The following is a 22739-nucleotide window of genomic DNA, read 5'->3' as shown; positions in this document are numbered from 1 at the left end:
TTCAGGTCCAGTTTCATCCGATATCTTTATTCTATGAAACGTATTTTTCCATCCGGCATGGCATTCCTGGTGACCGTGGCGTTCAGCCTGACAGCGCTGGCGCAAACAACGGCCCCTATTCAGCGCCGCCCCTTCAGTGGCGACACTTTGGGAAAAAATGCGGTGATGTGCCTGATTGCCAAAAATATGGAAGTCCACGGTCATCGTGGCATTGACGGATATGCCAACAACACTCTGGCTTCGTTCAAAGCCGCCTTTGACGCCGGAGCTGACACGGCAGAGCTGGATTTGATGATCACCGGTGATGATCAGATCGTCGCCGCCCACGATCCGATTCCCAATATCAAGGCCGAGCGCTGCTCGCTGCATGGCAAGTCCCTGGAAAAGGCCGCGCTTCGCCATATGAGTTACGCCGAAACATCGCAGATCCGCTGCGGAGAGCGACATTATTCAGAGCCCCGCACCGAACCCATCCCGCTTTTTCGCGAAGTATTTTCTGCTTTCAAAGACTATAAAGTCGCAGGCAAACCTGCCCGTCTGAACATCGAAATTAAATATTTCAAAGACCAGGAGCAGTACTTCCCCGCCGAAGATCAGTATCTGGATCTGATTATCAAAGAAATCCGCCAAAGCGGCTGGAGCCAGGATCGATTCTTTGTTCAGTCCTTTAATCACGAAACTCTGAAGAACCTGAAAGCCAAAGCTCCGGAAATCGACGTGGTGCCCTTGATCTGGGATGCGCGCGGAGCGCTGGAAGCGGCCTCGAAGCTGGGCAGTCGCCTGGTCACCACCGGCTGGCCCCAACTGACGCCCGAGGTGGTCTTCGGCCTGCATCAGAAAGGCATTCGCGTGATCGCGTGGACCCCGAACTCGGTGGAGGAATTAAAGTGGGTGATAGCCGCTGGGGCCGATGGAGTCATCACCGACCGCGCGGACTTGTTCATGAAAATCCGCGATGAACTGTGTGAATAGTTTGTGTTTAAAAGTCAGTAGTGATTAATACGATTGCGGTGACCTTCGCTATCAATGACCTCGGACTTGTCCCCGTCCTTTTTGTCCCAGTTCTTTTGCATATCTTCTTTGCTTTGATGATCTTCGATGTCCCCTTGATTGTACTGAACTCCGTTTTGAACGGAAGGATTGCGTTCTTTACTGAAGTTGCCCGCGATAGGAGACACGTCGGAAGTCTTGTTTGAATCCATAACCACCTCGCTGGATAGCTTACATTAAACAATATAAGCCCCCCGTCCGCTACAATCTCTGACAACAAACACGGATCCAGGGGCCCTATTCAACCCTTCCGATCCCCCACAGACGCCGGGCCGTTCTTTTATATAGGTAAATACCTATTAAATATATAACCAGTATCTTTATTTACATATCAATACCCTAGTTATACCTTCCGCCTAACAAAACGGAGGTATCCTATGAAATCGATTTTCTTGGTAGCAGCTCTTCTTCTTGGTCACCCAGCCATGGCATTAAATCTGGAGTGCACTGACAGTCCCTCTTTCACACAGCGCAGTTTCTTCATCAACCGTGACGGCGCGATCGGCTTTGACGGCACCTACATTACAATGCAGGCGGACCTGGGCTACTGGGGTCATCGCGGAAACTACAGCCTTTCTCAAGTGACGGGGCGCGCCCAGGACGCCGACAAAACCGTGACTGCCGTGACCTTGGCCATCAGCCCGAAAGCGGCCTGCACCCTTCCACACGGGGAACTGCTGACCACCTCGTTCACTTGCGGCCCGGTGGACGCAACCATCATTGCCAAGGGCGAAAGCACCTCTTCCGCAGATGGAATCTTCGACCGCACGACCATCCACAGTCAGCTAAAGGCTGAGGTGACGGCCTCGTTGTCCGTCAACCCGAACGGAACCATGCTGCTTAAAGCCACTGTGAAATCCTTGGGTAACACCCCGATCGAACTGGAAATCCCCGTTCGCAACCAAAGATACTGCAAAATCACGGGTGAACCGGTCGGCCAGGACAATTAATTCATTTTGCTTAATTTCCACTAGGCACCTGCTGTCCGTTTAAGCTAAAAACAAGCTCTCAACAGACAGCAGGTTCCCCATGAAAAAGATCCCTAAAAAACATCAACCCCGCGGCTTTGAAATTCTTCATGAAGACCTGGATGTCATCGTGGGTAACAAGGCTCCGGGGGTTCTGACTGTGGCAGCCAAGTGGGACCGTGAAAACACGATTCACAATCTGCTGAATCTGTATGTCCGTAAAGGCAATCCCCGCTCCAACAAATGTGTTTATGTTGTGCATCGTCTGGATCAGGCCACCACGGGGGTTTTGATCTTTGCAAAAACCCAACAGGTTCAGCAATTTCTAAAGGACGACTGGAAGTCCACGATCAAGACTTACTACGCCATTGTTCACGGTAAAATGCCGAAAAAAAGCGGCACCATCAGCAGCTATTTGGAAGAGGATGAAAACTATGTTGTTCATTCCAGCAAGGATTCCGACAAAGGAAAGCTTGCCATTACCGAATATGAAGTTTTGAAAGAAACTGAGAAATTCAGTCTTTTGAAGATCAACCTGCTGACCGGCAAGAAAAACCAGATCCGTGTGCATCTTGCCGGTGAAGGGCACCCGATCGTCGGTGATCCCAAGTACGGAAAAGCCTCTACCAATTTCAAAGAACTGCGCCTGCATTCCGCCAGTCTTGAGTTCACGCATCCGCACAATAAAAAGCGCATCACCATCAAGGCTCCTGTCCCGAATTATTTCCGCACACTCATTGATTACGAATATTAAAAGGCCAGTCTGATCCTGACTGGTTTGGCAGCGTAAATTCCCGGTGCTATTTTGAAGCCATCAGCTCCACACATTCTTACAAGGAGGTGGTTATGCGTTTCAAAATAATTTCACTTTTTGCGACGTTGTTGTTGTCTTCATTCTCGGCCCACGGGTACGTGCCCAACTCGCCTCTCACAACAAATGATCCTTCATTCGGCCTGACGGAAAAAATCAATCCCGCCGGGTGGTCCGATTGGATCACTATCGGTGGAATTGGCACTTCCGATCCGGCCAGTTGCTCCATGTCGGGTTTTCGCAACATCGTGTTTGTAAAAGGCACCGACAATGCACTGTGGTCGCGCTATTGGAATGGCGCCAGTTGGTCAGAATGGTTTTCTTTAGGGGGCGTACTGACATCATCTCCGGCAGCAGCCTGCCAAGGTGAACAGATCTATGTCTTTGCCCGAGGCACTGACAACGCCCTTTGGGCCCGTTACTGGTGGGGCTCCCAATGGAGTGAATGGATCAGCATTGGTGGCGTGCTGACGTCCGGGCCCGCCGTGACTTCTTGGGAGTTTGGCCGGGTGGATGTGTTTGTACGAGGGACTGACAATGCTCTCTGGCACAAGTGGTTCGCCAGTGGTGCATGGTCCGAATGGGAATCCTTGGGCGGCGTTCTGACTTCGGATCCCGCGGCAGCCTCCTGGTCTGCGGGAAGAATCGACGTCTTTGTTCGCGGCACTGACAATGCTCTCTGGCACAAGTGGTTTGCTGGTGGCTGGTCAGGATGGGAGTCTCTGGGTGGCATTCTGACTTCGGATCCTGATGTGGCTGCCTGGGGCCCGGATCGTCTGGATATCTTCGTGCGTGGCACAGACAATGCTTTATGGCACCTGTGGTGGGATGGAAAGTGGAACTCATGGGAATCCTTGGGAGGAGTTTTAACCTCCGGTCCCGGAGCCGCCGCCCTGGCGCCGGGATATTTGGTCATCTATGTGAAAGGCACCGATCAGGCGATTTGGTTTAAGGTGTTTACGCCTTAATAACCAAATCCCGACAAAAACCTGACAACCCGTGCTTCGTCGGAATCTGACGGAGCACGCATTTTAAAAGTGCAGTGAATATTTTTTATCTGCCTCCTTCCCCCCATAGAGAATCTCTTTTGGTTGTGCTACAGAGGATCCATAAAAAACCAAAGGAGTTTTCCATGAAATCTTTGATTCTTGCTCTGATGACCCTGGTGTCCACTTCCGCTATGGCCGCTAAACTTGACAAACTTCCATGCGCGCAATTTGCGCAAGGTGCAGCGGTTGCAGACTATCTGCGTGACGCCACCGGCATCCAAGGCCACGAATATGATTCCTCCATCACTGGCTACACAAAACTTGATCAGAGCCAGGTGGCAGTTGCCGTGGAAATCACCGGCGCCAACGATGAAGGCGAATCCTGGACAGCTCAATATGAAGTTGTGGTTCAGGCTCCAACTTGCGCTCTTGTCGAAATCAGCGCGAAGTAAATAACCGCCGTCATAAATTTGTTAAAAATCGGCCGACTCCACCCAAGGGGTCGGCTTTTTTTTGCCTTCAACCCGGGTTGGATTGGCAGGCCCAGTGTCGGATTAAAGCTACCTAAATACTGCAAAGTAATTGATAATCCGTTTATGTCCAACTTCAGCAAACTCAACCTGCTTATCTTGGTTCTTTTCGGTGTTGTCATCGGCTTGGGCTGCTACTCGTTCATCTATGCGAAGGGATATTCGTACCTGTCGGACGATCCCAAGGCCTGTGTGAACTGCCACGTCATGCGCGAAAACCTGGATTCCTGGCAAAAGTCCGCCCATCACCACGTCGCTAAATGCAACGACTGCCATCTGCCCCACAACATCGTCGGCAAGTACGCCGTGAAAGCTCTAAATGGCTGGAATCATTCCGTGGCCTTCACCCTTCAGAACTTTCACGAACCCATCCTGATCAAAGAACACAGCCTGAAGGTCGTTAAAAATTCCTGCCTGAACTGCCATCAGCCGATGGTGCAGGCCATGGATCGCACTGATAAAAATCACAACGAGGAAGCCAATTGTCTGCACTGCCACCGTGGTGTGGGACACGTTCGATAGGAGTCTGTATGAACAAAAATAAATGGATGTTTCTGGCCGTTGGCGGCGCCGCCATCGTCACAGTTCTGGTCACGGCGTTGCTGGTGAATATCTTTGAACGAAAATCCGAAGAGAAAAACCCCTTCTATCGCGTGGTGGAAATCACCGACGACATCGATGATCCGGCAATCTGGGGCAAGAACTTCCCGCACCAGTATGATTCTTATCTGAAAACAACCGACATGACCCGCACCAAGTACGGTGGTTCTGAGGCCTTCCCTCATATCCCGACGGACAAGGACCCGCGCGATGTGGTTTCTGCCCAGAAACTTGATGAAGACCCTCGCCTAAAAACCATGTGGGCCGGCTATGCGTTTTCCAAGGACTTCCGCGAAGAGCGTGGTCACGCTTACATGCTGGTGGATCAGATCTTCACAGAACGCCAGAATGTAGTGAAACAGCCGGGCACGTGCCTGAACTGCCACGCCTCCACTTATTTGTTGTATAAAAAACTGGGTGACGGCGACATCACCAAGGGTTTTGAAGAGATGGGTAAAATCCCTTACAAAGACATCGTGCACTCAGTTCAACATCCCGTGTCCTGCATCGATTGTCATGACCCTTCCACCATGTCACTGCGAATCACCCGCCCGGCCTTTATGGAAGGCATCAAGCTGGTGAAGGCCCAGCAAGGCATCAAAGAGTATGATGTTAACAAAATGGCATCTCGCCAGGAAATGCGCAGTTTTGTCTGCGGTCAGTGTCACGTTGAGTACTTCTTTAAGGGTGAAGAAAAACGCCTGACCTATCCATGGGGTAAAGGCCTGAAGGCCGATCAGATCATGGAATACTACAAAGAAAACGGCTTCAAAGACTGGGTGCATGCCCTGACTGGAGCTGAAGTGTTAAAAGCGCAGCACCCGGAATTTGAAATGTTCAATCAGGGCACCCATGCCCGCGCTGGCGTGGCTTGTGTGGACTGCCATATGCCTTATCAGCGTGTGGGCGCCATGAAAGTCACCGATCACCAGGTGCGCAGCCCGCTTCTGAATATCAACAAAGCCTGCCAGACCTGCCACAATGTACCGGAAGCGGAATTAAAAGCCCGCGTGGAAACCATCCAGGATCGTCATATCTCTTTGCGTGATGTGGCCTTTGATGCGCTGGTGGATTACATCAATGACCTTAAAGAGTTCAAAGACGAAAAGAATCCGTCAGAAAATTTGCTAAAAGCCCGCGCCCTGCAAAAAGAAGCTCAGTTCCTGTTCGACTTTGTTGAGGCCGAAAACTCTTCCGGCTTCCATGCTCCGCAGGAGGCTGCGCGTATTCTGGGCCTTTCCATCGAAAAAGTCCGTGAAGGACAAAAACTGGTGGCAAGTCTTCGCGCCAAAAAAGTGGCCGGAAAGTAGTTTCCGCGTGTTTCGACCGGTGATTCGTTTTTTTGCTTCCTTAAAGCTGGCGGTGGTTATCATCGCCGTTTTAGCTGTACTGATTTCTGTGGGTACTTTTGTCGAAGCCCGCTTTGATGCCTGGACTGCCAAGCAGCTCGTTTACAACTCCGTTTGGATGTATTGTGCATTGGGCCTGTTGGTCACAAGCCTGGTCGCAGTGATCGCCGATCGTTGGCCGTGGAAACCACGGCATGCAGCGTTCATCTTTGCCCATGTCGGTATCATCATGATCGTCTTTGGAGCCCTGCTAACCCAGCTTTACGGTGTGGACGGCATCATCCGCCTGACCCGCACCGCAGAAGCCGTCAACGAAGTGCAACTGCAGGACACCCAATTGACCGTCTATCGTTCCCGCACCGGAGACGGTTATGACAAAGTTTATTCCGAAGAGGTCAACTTTCTAAAAAAACCCGTCTCTGCCAAAGAACCCTTCCTGATCAAAGCCAAGGGACTGCATTTTGAGCTGCTGGAATCTATTCCTTATGGCCTTGCCCAAACCCGCATTGAAGCCTCGCCGGCGGCACAGAGTGGGTCGGCTGTGCGTTTTCAGTTGGCCAACGCGAACGTCAGCGAAATTGACTGGCTGATTCAGCGCAACGCTTTTGAGCGCGCTGAAAAACAAGTCGGCCCGGTTCTGGTGACCATGGGAGGCCTGTGGGAACGCCGTCCCGAGATTAACGAAATCCGTCTTTATCAGAATGAAAAACAGCAACTGAACTATGCCCTTTACAGCAAGGACAATCAGAATCCTTATAAAAAAGGCACTCTGACGGAAGGTGACCGCATTCAAACCGCCTGGATGGGCCTTGAGCTTCGCACCCTGCAATTCCTGACCAAAGCTATACAAAAATACGAAGTCCGCTCTTTGGACCGGCCGACTCCGGCCACTCGCGCATCACTGAAAGTTCGTTACAACGGACAAGAAAGCTATCTGGTGCTGAATGATTATATTAAAGTCTTCACCGACGAATGGGTTTATCTGGTCGCCTATCATCACAAAAAAATTCCATTGGGATTCGATATCTCTTTAAGAAATTTCAAAAAAACTGATTATCCCGGCACCATGCGTGCCATGGCCTATGAAAGTGAAGTGCAGTTCGACGATCAGCGCGCCACGATTTCAATGAATGAACCGTTGAAGCATCAGGGCTATTATATCTATCAGGCCAGCTTTGAAGAGTCCCCAAATGGCGGGGTCACGGCTTCCATTTTGTCCGTGAATCGTGATCCAGGCCGTATCTGGAAATATCTGGGGTCGCTGGTGATGTGTGTGGGAATCATACTGCTGTTCTACTTCCGCTATCGTCCGCATGTTCGTCCACGTTCCACCTAAGAAGTGACCGAATACATATTGCCGCCTTGGGAGTTTGATACACAATAAACAGCTCAAGGAGGATTTCATGAAAAATATGGTTATGGCTCTGTTTATGATTCTGGGGCTGTCGTGTTTTGCGCACGCTGAAGAACAAACTCTGGTGACACTGCCGGTGGAGATCGAATCCATGGTCGAGATGTCGACAGCCGAGATGCCGGACGAGATGGATCTGCAAGGTGGCGGCGGATCTGTATCCCGTTACTGCTGCATGAACCGCGGGAACTATTGCGACATGGGTTACACCGACCGCTTTGGTCAGCCGTGCAAGTGCTACACCGGAAACAATGTCTATCACGGACACGTCTGTCGCAACTAAGAACGGACTTCCCTCGGGCAAGTCTGCCCAGCGGCTTCCTTTCCCGCTGGCAGGCTTGCCTGATTCCCAAATATGAAACCATCTTAATGTTAGTCACGTTGACAATTTTTTTCGTTAGACCGAGCTTCAGTTGAAAGAGGACATTATGAAACAACTGGTGCCGATTCTTTTCCTGATATTTGGTTCTGCCGCCGCGAAGGCCGCGTCCCACAGCTTATTCTGCCAACGTCCCTACCACTCGGATATTTTTAATACTGATTTACGTATCACCGTGAGCAAAGAACCGACCTTGCAAGTTCTTTGGATCGACACCCACATTCCCTATGGAATTCGTCCGATGCCGTATCAGATTCAAACCCTTGAATGCCGCAACAACGGTGTCAGCATCGTCGCGGGTGACGCGGATATCGAACGACACGTTGAACTGCATGTGGACGGTGACCAGGGAAAACTGGTCTATCTGGATGGCCAGGGGCCCAAAGATCCGGCGATTATCTATACCTGCTTCCCGGATACCATCCGCAACTTCTGCGCGGGGAATTAATTAATTTTCTTTCAGCAACAAGGTCACCTGTGGGGCCTTGCCTGCCTCTCCGGCACTGCCTGATAACAAGTACAGCCGTTCCGTTTCAACTTTGCCAGCAGCAAGCTCCGTCATGACAGCCTTTCCCCGAGCAAGAGCCAGGACTTTTAGTTCATCGTCGCTGACGGACAATGCTTCCGCTGTTTTCTTTTCCCAGGCAGCGGTGCGCCCGGCAGGGTCTTTGGCAAATTGGTCTTCAATGACTTCGAAAGCTTCCGGCTGCAAATTTTCTTTTGCGACAGTTCTCACCGCTTTGCTGCGATCTTTGTTTTTTGCAATTAAAGGTTCGAGCTTTTCTTCCAGGGCTTTTACCTGCAGCGCCTGCCTGTCGGCTGCCTGATATTCGCCGCGAATCTCAAGATTCAACTGGGGTCGCTCGGCCAGGGCTTGGGCCAGCTTTATCAGCTTTTCTTTTTCACCGGCTTTAAGCTCGCTCTGTCCCGGAGCGAAGCGGATGTCCTGCATGTCATCGCCGCCACCGACCAGGCTTGCAAGAAAATCAAAGGGTGCCGCCACGATATTGATGATCATGTTTTTGACGGCCGTCCAAATCAGATTACCCAATGAAAAGGACGGAGAATTCACATCCCCTTCCACCGGCAGTTGAAACTTGATTTGCCCTTTGCGGTCCTTCATCAATGCCAAACCCAACTTTAATGGCCAGCCGGTCGCATTCTTGCTTTCAACCTTGTCCCCCAAAGTGAACTGATCCAGCAGCACCTTGTTGCTGCCTTTGATACGACTGTTGACAAGCTTGTAGTTCAAATCCAGGAAAAGCTTTCCTTTTTTGATTTCGTATCCGGCGAAGTGTCCTGAATAAGGCGTAAAGGTCGTCATTTCGATATTGTGGAAGTTCATGTCCAGATCCAGCGTGGGGCGCTTGGTTCCCGGAATCACAAAACCTTTGCCCTTGAATTTTCCATAGGCTTCAACCTGCCCGGACAAAGCAATTTGAATCTTTTCATCCGCCTTTGGGGAAATCGGTCCGACAGAACCCTCAAGATCATGCACCAGCGCTTTAAAATTGGGACGGATCTGCAGATCCGCGTAGTTCACAAGGCCGTCGCTTAAAGTCAGTTTTTCAATATAATATTTTAGCGGCGCTTTTTTTGTGGCGTCAGCAGGCTTGGTGATTTCCGCTTCCGCGGGGGCCTGCGGAGATTTCTTCACGAAGGAGCGGAAGTTCAACGTGCCGTCTTTTCGCAACTCCACGTCAGTTTTAAGACCTTTCAACACCAACTCGGCAGCCTTTAAATCCACCGGGCCAGTGGTGACATCTATGCCTTGCAAATCCAACTGCGCCCATTCCACCACGGGCTTATCCTGATTTTCCGGCACCAGCGCCAAGTCGTGGATCTGGGCTTCGCCGGTTACACGCACTCGGCCATTCTGATATTGAATGCGTGACACTGTGTCGGCCTGGCCCTTTTTCAGCGTCAAATAAGTATGATCCGAAAGATAAGCTGTCAAAAAATCCAACGGCACTTGACGTGCCTCCACGATAAGATTGACGGTGACAGGTTTTAACTGCATGTCCCCGCTTAAATTCAATGATCCTTGTTCACCGAAAGAAATGTTCAAAGACTTCAAAGAGGTCCTGGAGCCCAAAGATGTACTGATATTGGCAGCGGCCAGATTCATGGGTCCCAAAGGAAGTTCCAGCGGCGTGGCGTGAGTGTAGTCAAAAAAGTCCACACCACTTTCACGGATTTGAATTTGCTCCAGCGTCAAAATCCAATCTGAATCCTGAGAAGTGTCTTTTTCGGGTTCCCCGGTCGGCGTCAATTCCCAGTTGGTGTCACCACTTTTAAATACCACAAAGCGCGCTGCCGCCCCGTCAAGCATCACACTTTTTAAACGAATTTCCTGATTAAAAAGCGCATACCAAGTCAGATTCACGGAAAAATGATTGAACGCCAGGCGCGGCTTTTCCTGATCTTTGGAAGGCAGCAGAAAGTCTTTAATTAGAAGTTCGAAGGTAAAGGGATTGAGCGACACCGCCCCCACCTTCGGGGTCGTCTGCAGCCGCTTTTCACATTGTTGGATGATTTGAGATTTGATGATCCAGGGAGCCAGAACAAATCCCGCAAGGCTGTACAGGCCCAGCAATAAAATACCGATTTGCAGGATTCGTTTTACAGTCGTCGTCATACAAAGTTCCCTTTGCATGACTACTCCAGCACTTGCAGGAAAACGTCAAGTAATCAGTTTGTTATTTATGCCGCGCGGACATCAAGGCGATTCATAAGTTCCGGCACGTCCAAAATCATAAACGTCTTTTTCACACCGGCAAGGTCCGTGACTTCGACAATTTCTTTCATATGGCCCTGCAAAGTCTTCGTCGCTTCCGGAGCAAGGATCGTCGGAATACGCGTCTTATTGGCCTCATCCACGGTGTCAATCGACTCCACAGAATCCACCAGCAGACCGAACTTGCTTTGCTGGCCCTTTACGATCAAAACCCGGGAATTGACCAGGTCCGTGGCCGGCTTCATTCCATAGAAGCTGCGCAAATCCACGATTGTCACGACTTCCCCGCGCATTTTCATCATTCCCACGACATACTCCGGATAACCCGGCGGGCGCATCAATTCACCTTCCACCTTGGCAATCTCGTCGATCGAACTTAAGCGCGTCGACAGCATGAAATCCAGACGGAAGGAAATATACGGTTTTCTTTCGGTCTTGGCTTTGGCCGCCTCGGCCTCTTTCTCGCGATTGCCATACAAAGAATCATGCCCGCGAGTGATGGCCAGGATCTCTTGATCTGAAAGAATTTTGCTTTCGTTCAGCAGCACAACATTGGCTTTGTTTTCCTGCGCCAGCAGGCCGCGCATCATCTCGACTTTTTCCTGGGCAAACATCGGAATCGGCAGCACTTCCTCCTCAAAGAAGGTCACGATGCTATCGACACTGTCGACCAGAAAACCCACCTGAATATTCTGAAGCTTCAAAATCACGATGCGACGGGACTCAAGGTCCTTGCATTCTTCGCCTTCAATCTTCAGGAACATGCGGAAATCCAAAATCGGAATGATTGTGCCCCGCAGGTTCACCATGCCGATACAGTAGTCCACCGCCAATACGCTGCGCTTGATTTCAGGAACGCGAATGATCTCGCGAATCCCGGAAATGCTCAGACCAAATTCCAACGCTCCGGAGCGCACAGTGATGCACTGGTCCCGTTTGGAGGCCTTGCGGGTCATTTCCGTCGCAGTGCTGCGGCTTTGTTCCAGAATCTGCGGGATGTTTTCAATCTTGATCAAAGCTTCAGGATCCAGCACCTCGACGATGCGATCCCCGCCATTCAGCTTCAGCACACTGCGGATGACGGATTTACGACCTTCCAGAGGATTGTCAAAGCGCGAGATGTCCCCGGCCTGAACATTTAAAATTTCTGAAGTGGAGTCAAAAAGCAAACCGATACGCACGCCGTTGACATGCACGATCGCCACTTTTTTGACACTGTTGTTGCCGGAAGTTTCCACATCCAGCAGGCGGCCGATATCCACAATCGGTGTGACCGTGCCACGCAGATTGAACAAACCCGTCAGATAATCCGGCGCCAGGGGCACCAGAGTGATTTTTTCCGGATAGTTGACGACTTCCTGCAGGGACGAAATCGAAACGGCCAGTTCCGCCTGACCCAGTCGGAAAGAAGCAAACATTTGCATATGCGAAGAGCTTTTCATAGTTTCTTCCTAACCCGTCTTGGGAAGTCTTTCGATGGAATAATCACCGTCACCGGCGATACGCATCTTGGTTCCCTGTTCGCCGCCGGGCTCAAAGGCCACAATGCGGATGCGGTGTTTTTCCAGCACCGCTTTTGCCGCTTTCAGATTCTCATCTCCGACGACAAATTTAGTATAGCTTTTATCCCCGTCCATCATGCGGCCGCCACCAGCGACGATGGCTTCCATCTCGGAAACATCCGCCAGAGTCGCGCCCATTCTTTCCAGCATGCGGGGAATGGTCTGACTGACATAACGGGCGTCTTTGTCTTCTTTGAAGGTTTCCGGGTACGGCAGCAGACAGTGGGCCAGGGCCCATTTGTTCTGCCGGCGCCACACCAGCGCAATGCCGACACATGAACCCAATACAGTCTTCAGCACCTCGCCGTTTTCAGCGATCAGGATCTGACCGATTCTGACGTGGTGTTCGACCGGCAACATATCAGCCCTTCATATAGATCAGAGGTTTCTTGAACGTGAACTGCGCCTTATGCCGCGCCAAAGATTCGGATTCACCCAGGATCAGCATGCCTTCCGGCTTCAAAGCCCGGTGCATATTGGAAAGCACCAGTTCCTGATCCTGGTCGTTGAAGTAAATCAAAACATTGCGCAGAAAAACGATATCAAACATCAGACCCTTCGGCGGCGCTTTGTGCAGGTTGTGCTGGAAAAACTCCAGATTGGCGCTGACCACCGGGCTGATGCGGAAAGTGCCGTCGGCCTGCTCACGGAAATATTTTTCCACCAGCGTCGGATGGCGATTTTTCAATTCATCCAAAGTCCGGTCCCTGAAAACACCCGAACGTGCCTTGGCCAGCACTTCCGTGTCGATATCTGAACCCATGACTTTGTATTTGAAAGACGGATGTTTGAAACGGAACTCCTCGCAAGCCATTCCCAAAGAGTGGGCTTCTTCCCCAGTCGAGGCTGCCGCCGACCAGATTCTGAGGATCGTATCCGGATTCTTTTTATACCACTCCGGAAGGTATTCGTTCTGGAAGTAGTCCCACACCGCCTGGGTGCGGAAGAAGTGGGTTTCGTTGGTGGTGACCAGATTAACAAAGTCCTGAATCTCGACCTTTCCCTGTTCCAGGTGGTCGATATAGTCTTCCATGGATTCAAGGCCCAATATCCTCAAACGCGGTTTGATCCGAGCGGTGAGCATGTCGCGCTTGCGCTCTTCCATGGTGATCCCGGTATGTGTCTTTACCAAAGAAAGCAGCCTTGTCAGGGCTGCTCCTTCCAGTTTCTTTGCTGCTTCTGCCACGTTTACACCACAAATCTAGCCACAGTTCTGTTCAGGTCGTCGGCTTCTTTCACCAGCATGCCGGTGTTGTTTGCAATGGTTTCAGATGACTGCGCCGATTTCTCGGATTCAGCAGCAATGTGCTGAATCGAAGCACTGACACCTTTGGCTGCCTCAGACTGCTCTTCCGCCGCCAGAGTGACTTCAGAGATGGACTGGGTGGTCTTTTCGATACCCGCCACGATTTTGCTGAAGGCTTCGCCGGCCTGCTTGGAAATGGAGCTGCCCTGTTCCACGCGCTTGGTGGATTCGTTGATCAGTTTGGAAATCTCTTTCGTTGCCTGCGATGATCTTTCCGCCAGCTTGCGAACCTCGTCCGCAACCACCGAGAAGCCCAGACCGTGCTCACCGGCACGTGCCGCCTCGATCGCCGCATTGAAGGCCAGAAGATTCGTCTGACTTGCGATCTCGCTGATCACCTTGATGATCTCGCTGATGTCTTCAGAGGACTTATTGATCAGCTCCATGGCCTCGATGGACTTGGCAATGGCCTGACTGCCCTGTTCAGCTTCCTTCTGAGTGACTTTTGCCAGCTCATTGGCCTGTTTGGTGTTGTCAGCAATCGATGCGATGGAAGCTGTGAATTCTTCAATGGAAGCGTTCATTTCTTCAACCGTCGCGCCCAAACTCTGGGCACCAGCGGCCACGGAGGTGGACTGCTCTGCGATGGATTTGGAAGAGGTTCCGAAGTTATTCGCTGAGGAAACAACCACGGAGATCACTCCCCGCAGATCCACCATCATTTTCTGGATACCATCAGCCAACTGGCCAATGGCATCCGCGCCGGAAACTGTGATAGGGGAAGTCAGGTCACCGGCTGCGGCCTTATTTACGGTCAGCAGCAGGGCATCGACTTTCATTTGGTCTTCTTCGGCTTTTCTTTTTACCTCTTGTTCCAGTTCAACCTGCTTGGTGATGTCACTGGCGAATTTCACTACTTTATAAGGCTTGCCATTCATATCCATGATCGGATTGTATGTGGCCTGGATCCAGATGGACTTGCCCCCCGCACCCACGCGCTGATAGCGGCCGGAATCAAATTCACCGCGGTTCAGTTTCGCCCAGAAATTTGCATAGTCAGGACTTCCCGTGTATTCACTGCTGCAGAACATGCGGTGATGTTTCCCCTGAATTTCCGACAGGCCATAGCCCACGGTTGCAAGGAAGTTTTCATTGGCACTGATGATCGTGCCATCCATGTTAAATTCAATCACCGCCTGCGCTTTGCCAATGGCGGAAATTTTTCCCGCATCTTCAGCGGCTCTCATTTTTGCAGCCGTGATGTCGGTGGCAAATTTCACCACCTTGCAGGGCTTGCCATCGGCATTGAAAATCGGATTGTAAGAAGCATTAATCCAAACCTCGCGACCGCCCTTGGCAAAACGCTTGAATTCGCCTGCCTCAAACTCGCCGCGCGCCAGCTTTTCCCAGAACATTTTGTATTCCGGGGAACTTGTATAAGCCGGATCGCAGAACATGCGATGATGATGGCCCTGGATGTCACTAAGGCCATAGCCCACGGTCGCCAGGAAGTTTTCATTGGCGCTGATGATCGTGCCATCGAGGTTGAATTCGATAACAGCCTGCGCCCGGCTGATCGCCGTCACTTTGCCTTCGTATTCAGAGGTTTTGGCTTTCTGGGCCGTGATGTCTGTGGCGAACTTCACCACCTTGCAGGGATTGCCTTCGTTATCAAAAATCGGATTGTAAGAAGCATTGATCCAGATTTCTTTGCCGCTTTTGGTGAGACGTTTGAATTCACCGGCGACAAATTCACCTTTAGCCAAAGTCTGCCAGAATTTCTTGTATTCCACACTTCTGCCATACTCTGGTTCGCAGAACATGGAGTGATGGTGGTCCTGAATCTCTTCAAGAGAGTACCCCAACGCACCCAGAAAGTTTTCGTTGGCCGTGATGATAGTGCCATCGAGGTTGAACTCGATCACTGCCTGCACCCGATGCAGCGCCTTGATTTCTTCGCGGAGGCTGGTAAGTTCATCAAGCTGGGGACTTTGTTCTACAATTTTACGTGCAGTACTCATCGAAGGTCTCTCCTTACAAATATTCGACCTACAACTGTTCGGTAGGAATATTTCAAAGGACGAGAGGATGATTTTGTTTTGTCTAAATCTTAATCTTTCCGCCGAAAGCCGAGAAAATTAGGAACCAGTAATCCTGTAAACCAATAAGCATTTTATGAGCTTTGAGTTCCAACATTTTTCCAAAACGACCCCTTGTCTTGCAGGTCTGTAATAAACACCCCTCAACATGAGCGCAAGCTCACACGGATGGGGGATTTGCCGTGCCTTCATTGATTTTTATTTCACAGTTTTTTTACTGCTCTTTTTTGAGATTTTGGACCGATCCGAGAGCTCCACTCGACCTGTTTGATCGTACTTTTCCAGAAATTCCCTCGCCCGGCTGGGGTACAAACCATGGCCGTCTTTTAGAGCCAGGACCAGTGCCTCCCGGAAGGAATCATCCAGTATTTGCACATCACGAAGAGCCCCGCTGTTGACATGATTTTTCTGCACAGCCCGCACGGCCTGTCGTCGGACTTTGGCTTGCATGGCGACGGGGTCTGACTGGATCAAAACCATCGAATCATAGTTGTCGGCATTAACGCTGTAACCCTCATTTCCATAGGCGCAGGATAGAAGCCGGGCATAGCGGGTGATTTGCGGATTCAGAAAATACTGCCGGCGCAGATCATTCATCTCTTGCTTTGCTAAAACAGTTTTCCCCGCACACACCCCTTCCACCTTGGCGGTCAAGCGGGCCTCTTTGAACACGTAATTGCGCCCATTGCGAATTTGCTGCTGTAAACAGGCCTCGTCCTTCCCGCAGATGGCAAACAGCCTTTCCGCGACCTTCCACGCTTTATACGAATTCAAAAGACCCGTTTTATTATCCGGCAAATACAAACTGTGAAAAGAGGCCAACGCGGTTTTCTTCAGCAAAAATTCGATTTCTGAACGGCCCAGTGACGGAAGCAGCGATTTCACATTCGCGATTGTAGCCGTCACCAGCGGCGTCGCCCCGCTGGTCGCACCAAACAAGGCCCTCTGCCCCATTCCGTCTATGGCGGCCTGATAGTCATCACCCGGCGCCAGAATGTCCAGTTGATCAGACTCCTGAGAATATATCGTCTGCAGCCCTCGTGGAGAATAGGATCCGACACTGATCACAGGCGCCAGACGTTCGTGATCCTCAATCTTCAGTGGATGGGAATTGCCGGCCGCCATCACCCAGATGATGCCCATCTGATCGGCCTGCCGGGCGTAACCAGTGACTTCCGCCGTTTCCCATCCCATGGAATTGGAAATGATCCACGGGCGCACGGACATTGATTTAACTTCCTGCAAGGCTGAATAATAAAAAATATCCGGACTGACCCGGCGAAGCTGCACGAAGTCCACGACCTCTGAAGCCGACACCATTCCCGGCCAGTTCAGCAGACTTGCGACACTGGTGCCGTGCCCGCCATAACCCACCTCACCCATACCGCCAGAGGCGGTGTCCACTTCGATGTCCCGTGTGAGTTTGATGTGATCTTTTTCAAATCCAATGTCATAAACCGAAACCGGCACCTTCACCAGCCCCGGTATTTGGCGCATTTCCTCTTTCACCAGATCCGCGCCAATGTATTCCTGCGCCCAGAACGGGGTCAGCTTTTCGCCTTCCACCTCCAGGGCCTTGCGATCCTCGAGCTCGACAAATGCCAGAACCCGGCAGGAAATCAGCAATGACAGCAACAGCAGAAGTTTCATCTAGGGAAGCTCCACTTTCACGGTGTTGTCGTAGGCTTTCAACAGATCCCGCGCCTGATACTGTTCCATTCCCGTTTCACCGGAAAGGATCTTGAGCAGGGCTTCGCGGAAAGAATCATTTAATATCTGCAGATCACGCAAGGAAGCACTTGCCGTGTAGCCATGCAGTACAGCCTGGACTGCATGGGTCTGAATTTTGTTTTGCAAGGCCTTGGGATTTTCGTGAATCAGGGCTATGTTTTCATAGTAGTCCGCATTGATGCTGTAACCCTCATTGCGATAGGCACAAGAAAGCAAACGCGCGTACTGGGATTGTTCAGCGTTCAGCAAATACTGCGTGCGCAGGGCTTTCATTTCGGCCTTGGAAAGTCCCTGTCTGGAATGGCAAACTGCCGTGATACGCGGGCTTAAGACTTGAGCTTCAAACAGATAGTTCTGACGATTGTCCATCTGGGCCTGAATGCACGGGGCATTGGCACCGCACACCGCATGCAGACGCTGCACCACCTTGAAGAAACGATAAGCATTAAAAAGTCCGGCCTTGTTCTTTTCCGAATACAGACTGTGGAAAGAACGTATCGCCGTTCTTTTCATCAGGCTTTCAATCTGGGCACGGGACAAAGACGGAATCAGCGCCTTGGCATTGGCGATGGACGCGGAAATCAAAGGGGTGGCACCACTGGTCTCACCAAACAAAACCTCTTGTCCGTTGCCATCAAGGGCCGCCTGGTATTCATCCGCCGGAGCCAGAATGTCCAGTTGATCGGATTCCTGGGACGACAGAGTTTGAAGTCCCCGAGGCGAATAAGATCCGACGCTGATGACCGGCGCGACCCGTTCGTGTTCAGCAATTTCGTTGGGATGTTCGTTACCGGCCGCCATCACCCAGATGATGCCCATCTGGTCCACTTCCGTGGCCAGTTCCAGGACGGATTCAGATGTCCAGCCCATGGAATTTGAAATCACCTGTGGTTTTACTGGAAGCTCTTTCAGTTCTCTGACAGCGCCAAAATAGAACACCGCCGGGGATACTTTTTTAAGCTGCACATAGTTCACAAATTCAGAAACCGAAACCATGCCCTTGCCATTGATCAACGACGCCACGCTGGTGCCGTGATGCCCTTTCATCGGACGGTTTCCGTTCATGGCGCGATCCACCGGAATATCAAAAGCCAGATTGATGTGTTCTTTTTCAAAGCCCACGTCATAGACAGCCATGGGAACACGCTGCAGATTCGGAAGCAGACGCATTTCCTCTTTCACCAGATCAGCGCCGATGTATTCCTGCGCCCAGTACGGGGTCAGACGACCGTCTTCAACTTCCAGAGGCTGACGCTTTTCCAGTTCCACAAAGGCCGTGGCCTGGAAGGAACTGAAAAGCCCCAAAACACAAGCCAGAATGCGGATTTTTTGATTTTTCATATGGCGCCCCCTGTGGGGCTTTAAAGTGCACTCGGCGTGCCCGCTGGGGACCCACCAGATACCATCCCAGTCACGGAAGGTGTCTAGTCAGGGGAAACACGGCATTATTTGTCACTGCAACTGTGTCTCAGACCGAGACGATATCATGGGTGGGGAAAGACCAGCTTCACCGTTGTGCCCGAGGCCGGATGGATCGAATGATGAACTGAAGACACTTCCACCTGACCGCCGAACAACTGCATGTATTCTGCAATCAGCGAGGTGCCAAAGCCTGTGCCCTCTTCATTTCCGGTGCCCTTGTGAGAGAACAACCGGTTGCGTTTGAACAGCAGACTGACTTCGCTGGGATGAATGCCCAGCCCCTGATCCCGTATTTCCAGAACCACACCGTCATCCTGTTTATGCGCCAGCAAACGGATCTCGCGGCCCGGTTCAGAAAATTTGATACTGTTGGAAAGAATATTGGAAAGCACCTGATTGATAAGCGCCGAGCGGTCGGCTCGCACACACAGATCATTTTCAATTTCGACTTCGATCAGCAGTTCTTTTTCCTCAATCTGCCAGGAATAGTGATTCACAGCTTCCCAGCATGCCGAGGCCAGCTCCACCAACTGCATTTCTGCGTTCTGTTTGAAGACGTGATAGACCTCTTCCTGACGGACCGATTTCAGAATCTGATTCAGTTTGGTGGTGGATTTGTTGATACGATCCAGGTGCGCATCCCCAGCCTGGGCAGTGACGTGATCTTTCAGCATTTCTGAATGATACAAAAGCCCCGAAACCGTGTTTGCAACGTCATGTGAAAGCACCCGCACCAGACGGTGATAACGTTCCTTGTCCACGGCGGCTTGCTGAGCCAGACGTTTTTCCTCGTCCAACACGCGGATCTTGTAAGCCAGTCCCAAAGACAACACGATCATTTCGCCCAGATTCGCCAGAAGCAGCGAGTACTGAGTGTAGATATTGCCGCGGATAAAGCCATGAATGGATGCAAACCAAACAAAAGTTCCGATCAACACCACCAGCCAGCTTAACAGGAAATAAGACGCCAGTTTGTGCCTGTAGCGAATCAGGGAATAGAAACCACAGAAAATAAAGAACAAGATCGCCGCCCCGATGGCAATATCGATCAGATATCCCAAAAAGAACAATTCACGATACACCGGCGCAAACAGGCTTCCCACCATCGTCACCACCGAAAGTGCCAAAAACAGGCGAAGCCCCCAGTAACCGACGGCGAATTCTTTTTTGATGCTTAAGAATCTTTCCACAAAAAGACTGGCCGAAAAAAGACTGACCGAGGAAAAGAACATCAGATAGTTGGAAAAGACAAATTTGCCGTTGGGAAGCAGATAGCTGTCAAACACCCCGTGCAAAACCAGAGCGGTCACACCGAAGCTTGCCGCAAAGAATGAATAGCTGACGTGATCTTTCTGCGTGGTGAAAAAACCCAGCAGAAGATTGTAAACCACCAGAGAAAAAATCCCGCCCAGATAGAAATAAAAAATGGTGCGCGCCAGATCATCCTGATGTTCAAGGTCCGCCGGATCCGCCCAAAAGACCCGCGTGTTCAGCGCATGATGGGAATCACGTTTAATATAGTACGTTGCGGTTTCATCGGGGCCCAGCTCGATCGGAAAGGCCCCAAAGCGACTTTTAAAAGCCCTTTCCGCCAAAGGCAGACCGGGACCGGAAGACAGCGCCAACGAGTCGCCCTGCTTTTGCAAGTACAAGCGCCCCATCAGGGGGGCATCAAAATAAAGCACTTTTGACTGAGGTGTGTTGTGATCATTGTGCAAAGAAATCTTAAACCACTGATCTTCTATGGTGTAACCACGCGACAGTTCTTTGACACCAGCGGGAACAAATTCCACATCTGCCGGGTTATTGACGAAAGCGGGAGCTTCGCCCATTTGCACTTGGGTGGTGATGTCCGTCACAGCCGCGTGACCGAACTGAAAGGCAATTAGAATAAGGAACGTACAGATGAAACGAATGGCCGGCTCCGAAGTATGTCAATTGACTGTGATTTAGTTGCAGTCACGAAATAGCAGCCCCCGTTTGCAAGTTCAAGCTAAGCCTCAGTCAAGACTATTACAATCCAGAAACACTAAGACGATGCATGCTTATAGCTGCGATACTTCGGATACCAGTAGTTTTTATCGATCAATGCCAAAAGCTCTTCATCAGTGACCTTCAAAGCCACGTCATCAGCCTGTGCCGCTTTCGCCACCGCAAAGGCAATCGTGCGCGACACTTTTTCGATCTGAGATAGCTCTGGCAGCAAGGCTCCTTTGCCATTTTGCGCTAGCGGAGAACAATCGGCCAAAGCACTGCTGGCGGCCATCAACATCGAGTCCGTCACGCGGCGGGCTCCACAAGCCAAAACCCCCAAGCCGATCCCCGGGAAGATGTACGAGTTATTACACTGAGCAATCGGGTAAATCTGGTCATTGATATGCACCGGCATAAAGGGACTGCCCGTTGCCACCAAGGCTTTACCGTCTGTCCAGCGCAGAATGTCCGCGGGTGTGGCTTCCACACGCGACGTCGGATTCGACAGCGGCATCACAATGGGATGCTCACAATGGCTATGCATGGTGCGGATGATTTCTTCGGTGAACAGACCCGGCTGCGCGGACACTCCGATCAGGATCGTCGGCTTGGCGTTGCGAACAGTGTCCAGCAGTGAAATCTCGTCGTTAGAGATTTCCCAGGAAGCCAGCGTCTCGGCTTTTTGCACCAAAGGACTTTGGAACTCGAGCAGGTTTGGCATCTTGTCGGTCAAAAGACCAAAACGGTCCACCATAAACACCTGCTGACGGGCCTGTTCATCGCTAAGCCCTTCGTGCTTCATTTCGGCAATAATTTGTTCAGCAATACCGCAGCCCGCAGAACCGGCCCCCAGGAAGACCACCCGCTGATCGCGCAGACGTCCCCCGTTGGCGCGACTGGCCGCTATAAGACAGCCCACCGTCACGGCGGCGGTGCCTTGAATGTCGTCATTGAAACTGCAGATCTCATCACGATAACGCTTCAAAATCGGTGACGCATTTTTCTGCGCGAAATCTTCAAACTGCAACAGTACATCCGGCCAGCGGCGTTTCACCGCCTGCACAAAGGCGTCGACGAAGTCTTCGTATTCCTGACCGGTAATGCGCGGCTGACGCCAACCCATGTACAACGGATCGTTGATCAGCGCCTGGTTGTTGGTGCCCACATCCAGCACCACCGGCAATGTGTACGCCGGACTGATACCGCCACAAGCCGTGTACAGCGAAAGCTTTCCGATAGGAATCCCCATGCCGCCAATGCCCTGGTCCCCCAGGCCCAAAATGCGTTCGCCATCGGTCACGACGATGACTTTGACTTTTTGTTTGGTCACGTTGCGAAGCATTTCATCAATACGGTCCTTGTTCGGATAGGAAATGAACAGACCGCGCGAGGCGCGATAGATCTCGGAAAAATGTTCGCAGGCCTCACCCACCACTGGCGTGTAAATGATCGGCATCATTTCGGTCAGATGATTCACCAACAGATGATAGAACAACGTTTCGTTTGTGTCCTGCAGGTTGCGCAGATAAACGTGTTTGTCGATGTCGGACTTCAGCAGACGGTACTGGGAGTACACACGCTGGGCCTGCTCTTCGATGGTTTCAATCGTCTGAGGCACCAGGCCGTGCAGGTTTAAATGCGTGCGTTCCTCGTCAGAAAAGGCACTTCCTTTGTTTAGCAAAGACATTTCAAGCAGGACAGTTCCAGAGTATGGAATATAAACAGGGCGCGCGTATTTATTGTCGGTTTCCACGAATAATCCTCAAGTAAAGGAAGGGTCGTTATGAGCATGAACCTACTCCTTGCCCGCCCTATAGGCAAGCAATGGCCCTTGCATAATTTACCCAGTGAAATTCGTAAAAACCAGCCCACTGCCCTTGC

General features: G+C 51.2%; 20 protein-coding genes. 10 read left to right on the top strand and 10 right to left on the bottom strand.

The features are described from left to right. Nucleotides 1-33: 33 nt before the first annotated feature. The gene (locus B9G79_RS05165; protein WP_088564586.1) at nt 34-972 is read left to right on the top strand and encodes a glycerophosphodiester phosphodiesterase family protein; all 939 of its coding nucleotides are present in this window, start codon (nt 34-36) and stop codon (nt 970-972) included. Between the two features lie 14 nt (nt 973-986). Here the strand turns inward: B9G79_RS05165 and B9G79_RS05160 are convergent, their stop codons facing one another. Beyond that, nucleotides 987-1202, bottom strand: coding sequence for a hypothetical protein (locus tag B9G79_RS05160; protein WP_232469200.1), 216 nt, complete (start codon nt 1200-1202; stop codon nt 987-989). A 225-nt stretch (nt 1203-1427) separates the two neighbouring features. Here B9G79_RS05160 and B9G79_RS05155 point away from each other — a divergent pair, with 225 nt between their 5' ends. From B9G79_RS05155 to B9G79_RS05115, 9 genes are all read left to right on the top strand, one after another. Further along, nucleotides 1428-2000, top strand: coding sequence for a hypothetical protein (locus tag B9G79_RS05155; RefSeq protein ID WP_088564584.1), 573 nt, complete (start codon nt 1428-1430; stop codon nt 1998-2000). Nucleotides 2001-2079: 79 nt separating this feature from the next. Next, nucleotides 2080-2772 (top strand): RluA family pseudouridine synthase, encoded by a 693-nt coding sequence (locus tag B9G79_RS05150; protein ID WP_088564583.1) that lies wholly within the window; start codon nt 2080-2082, stop codon nt 2770-2772. Between the two features lie 92 nt (nt 2773-2864). Beyond that, nucleotides 2865-3797, top strand: a complete 933-nt coding sequence (locus B9G79_RS05145; protein WP_088564582.1) for a DUF346 domain-containing protein — start codon at nt 2865-2867, stop codon at nt 3795-3797. Between the two features lie 164 nt (nt 3798-3961). After that, on the top strand, nt 3962-4270 hold the full coding sequence (locus tag B9G79_RS05140; RefSeq protein WP_088564581.1) for a hypothetical protein: 309 nt from the start codon (nt 3962-3964) through the stop codon (nt 4268-4270). A 144-nt stretch (nt 4271-4414) separates the two neighbouring features. Beyond that, complete coding sequence (gene nrfH, locus B9G79_RS05135) at nt 4415-4870, top strand: cytochrome c nitrite reductase small subunit (RefSeq protein WP_088564580.1); 456 nt, start codon at nt 4415-4417, stop codon at nt 4868-4870. An 8-nt stretch (nt 4871-4878) separates the two neighbouring features. Then, the gene (locus B9G79_RS05130) at nt 4879-6258 is read left to right on the top strand and encodes an ammonia-forming cytochrome c nitrite reductase subunit c552 (RefSeq protein WP_088564579.1); all 1380 of its coding nucleotides are present in this window, start codon (nt 4879-4881) and stop codon (nt 6256-6258) included. Beyond that, entirely contained in the window at nt 6203-7633 is a 1431-nt protein-coding gene (locus B9G79_RS05125) for a cytochrome c biogenesis protein ResB (RefSeq protein ID WP_232469198.1), read from the top strand. The genes B9G79_RS05130 and B9G79_RS05125 overlap by 56 nt, the downstream gene beginning before the upstream one ends. A 67-nt stretch (nt 7634-7700) precedes the next feature. Further along, the gene (locus B9G79_RS05120) at nt 7701-7991 is read left to right on the top strand and encodes a hypothetical protein (RefSeq protein WP_198298046.1); all 291 of its coding nucleotides are present in this window, start codon (nt 7701-7703) and stop codon (nt 7989-7991) included. Between the two features lie 145 nt (nt 7992-8136). Further along, the gene (locus B9G79_RS05115) at nt 8137-8535 is read left to right on the top strand and encodes a hypothetical protein (protein ID WP_088564578.1); all 399 of its coding nucleotides are present in this window, start codon (nt 8137-8139) and stop codon (nt 8533-8535) included. Here B9G79_RS05115 and B9G79_RS05110 read toward each other — a convergent pair whose 3' ends face one another. From B9G79_RS05110 to B9G79_RS05070, 9 genes are all read right to left on the bottom strand, one after another. After that, complete coding sequence (locus tag B9G79_RS05110) at nt 8536-10725, bottom strand: DUF748 domain-containing protein (RefSeq protein ID WP_198298045.1); 2190 nt, start codon at nt 10723-10725, stop codon at nt 8536-8538. Nucleotides 10726-10790: 65 nt separating this feature from the next. Then, nucleotides 10791-12266: a chemotaxis protein CheW gene (locus tag B9G79_RS05105; RefSeq protein ID WP_088564576.1), complete on the bottom strand. Its 1476-nt coding sequence runs from the start codon at nt 12264-12266 to the stop codon at nt 10791-10793. A 9-nt stretch (nt 12267-12275) separates the two neighbouring features. After that, nucleotides 12276-12746, bottom strand: a complete 471-nt coding sequence (locus B9G79_RS05100; protein ID WP_088564575.1) for a chemotaxis protein CheD — start codon at nt 12744-12746, stop codon at nt 12276-12278. A 1-nt stretch (nt 12747) separates the two neighbouring features. Further along, nucleotides 12748-13572, bottom strand: a complete 825-nt coding sequence (locus B9G79_RS05095) for a CheR family methyltransferase (protein ID WP_088564574.1) — start codon at nt 13570-13572, stop codon at nt 12748-12750. Between the two features lie 2 nt (nt 13573-13574). Beyond that, nucleotides 13575-15653 carry a methyl-accepting chemotaxis protein gene (locus B9G79_RS05090; RefSeq protein WP_088564573.1) on the bottom strand — a complete coding sequence of 693 codons (2079 nt, stop codon included), beginning with the start codon at nt 15651-15653 and terminating at the stop codon, nt 13575-13577. A gap of 276 nt (nt 15654-15929) precedes the next feature. Next, nucleotides 15930-17381, bottom strand: coding sequence for a S8/S53 family peptidase (locus tag B9G79_RS05085; RefSeq protein WP_088564572.1), 1452 nt, complete (start codon nt 17379-17381; stop codon nt 15930-15932). After that, nucleotides 17382-18803, bottom strand: a complete 1422-nt coding sequence (locus tag B9G79_RS05080) for a S8/S53 family peptidase (protein ID WP_232469196.1) — start codon at nt 18801-18803, stop codon at nt 17382-17384. A 143-nt stretch (nt 18804-18946) separates the two neighbouring features. Further along, nucleotides 18947-20743 (bottom strand): sensor histidine kinase, encoded by a 1797-nt coding sequence (locus B9G79_RS05075; RefSeq protein WP_232469194.1) that lies wholly within the window; start codon nt 20741-20743, stop codon nt 18947-18949. A 170-nt stretch (nt 20744-20913) separates the two neighbouring features. After that, a complete protein-coding gene (locus B9G79_RS05070) occupies nt 20914-22611 on the bottom strand; it encodes an NAD-dependent malic enzyme (RefSeq protein WP_088564570.1) in 1698 nt (565 codons plus the stop codon). Nucleotides 22612-22739: the final 128 nt, after the last annotated feature.

Source organism: Bdellovibrio bacteriovorus (genome assembly GCF_002208115.1).
GTDB lineage: Bacteria > Bdellovibrionota > Bdellovibrionia > Bdellovibrionales > Bdellovibrionaceae > Bdellovibrio > Bdellovibrio bacteriovorus_C.
The sequence above is the reverse complement of the archived record's forward strand: the minus strand, read 5'-3'. Positions and strand labels throughout refer to the sequence as shown.

What these genes read in the sequence shown, in the direction of transcription:
- B9G79_RS05155 (WP_088564584.1), top strand. Translation starts at nt 1,428, where the DNA reads ATGAAATCGATTTTCTTGGTAGCAGCTCTTCTTCTTGGTCACCCAGCC.
- B9G79_RS05085 (WP_088564572.1), bottom strand. Translation starts at nt 17,381, where the DNA reads ATGAAACTTCTGCTGTTGCTGTCATTGCTGATTTCCTGCCGGGTTCTG.
- nrfH (WP_088564580.1), top strand. Translation starts at nt 4,415, where the DNA reads ATGTCCAACTTCAGCAAACTCAACCTGCTTATCTTGGTTCTTTTCGGT.
- B9G79_RS05165 (WP_088564586.1), top strand. Translation starts at nt 34, where the DNA reads ATGAAACGTATTTTTCCATCCGGCATGGCATTCCTGGTGACCGTGGCG.
- B9G79_RS05090 (WP_088564573.1), bottom strand. Translation starts at nt 15,653, where the DNA reads ATGAGTACTGCACGTAAAATTGTAGAACAAAGTCCCCAGCTTGATGAA.
- B9G79_RS05080 (WP_232469196.1), bottom strand. Translation starts at nt 18,803, where the DNA reads ATGAAAAATCAAAAAATCCGCATTCTGGCTTGTGTTTTGGGGCTTTTC.
- B9G79_RS05115 (WP_088564578.1), top strand. Translation starts at nt 8,137, where the DNA reads ATGAAACAACTGGTGCCGATTCTTTTCCTGATATTTGGTTCTGCCGCC.
- B9G79_RS05130 (WP_088564579.1), top strand. Translation starts at nt 4,879, where the DNA reads ATGAACAAAAATAAATGGATGTTTCTGGCCGTTGGCGGCGCCGCCATC.
- B9G79_RS05105 (WP_088564576.1), bottom strand. Translation starts at nt 12,266, where the DNA reads ATGAAAAGCTCTTCGCATATGCAAATGTTTGCTTCTTTCCGACTGGGT.
- B9G79_RS05145 (WP_088564582.1), top strand. Translation starts at nt 2,865, where the DNA reads ATGCGTTTCAAAATAATTTCACTTTTTGCGACGTTGTTGTTGTCTTCA.
- B9G79_RS05140 (WP_088564581.1), top strand. Translation starts at nt 3,962, where the DNA reads ATGAAATCTTTGATTCTTGCTCTGATGACCCTGGTGTCCACTTCCGCT.
- B9G79_RS05160 (WP_232469200.1), bottom strand. Translation starts at nt 1,202, where the DNA reads ATGGATTCAAACAAGACTTCCGACGTGTCTCCTATCGCGGGCAACTTC.
- B9G79_RS05120 (WP_198298046.1), top strand. Translation starts at nt 7,701, where the DNA reads ATGAAAAATATGGTTATGGCTCTGTTTATGATTCTGGGGCTGTCGTGT.
- B9G79_RS05150 (WP_088564583.1), top strand. Translation starts at nt 2,080, where the DNA reads ATGAAAAAGATCCCTAAAAAACATCAACCCCGCGGCTTTGAAATTCTT.
- B9G79_RS05100 (WP_088564575.1), bottom strand. Translation starts at nt 12,746, where the DNA reads ATGTTGCCGGTCGAACACCACGTCAGAATCGGTCAGATCCTGATCGCT.
- B9G79_RS05110 (WP_198298045.1), bottom strand. Translation starts at nt 10,725, where the DNA reads ATGACGACGACTGTAAAACGAATCCTGCAAATCGGTATTTTATTGCTG.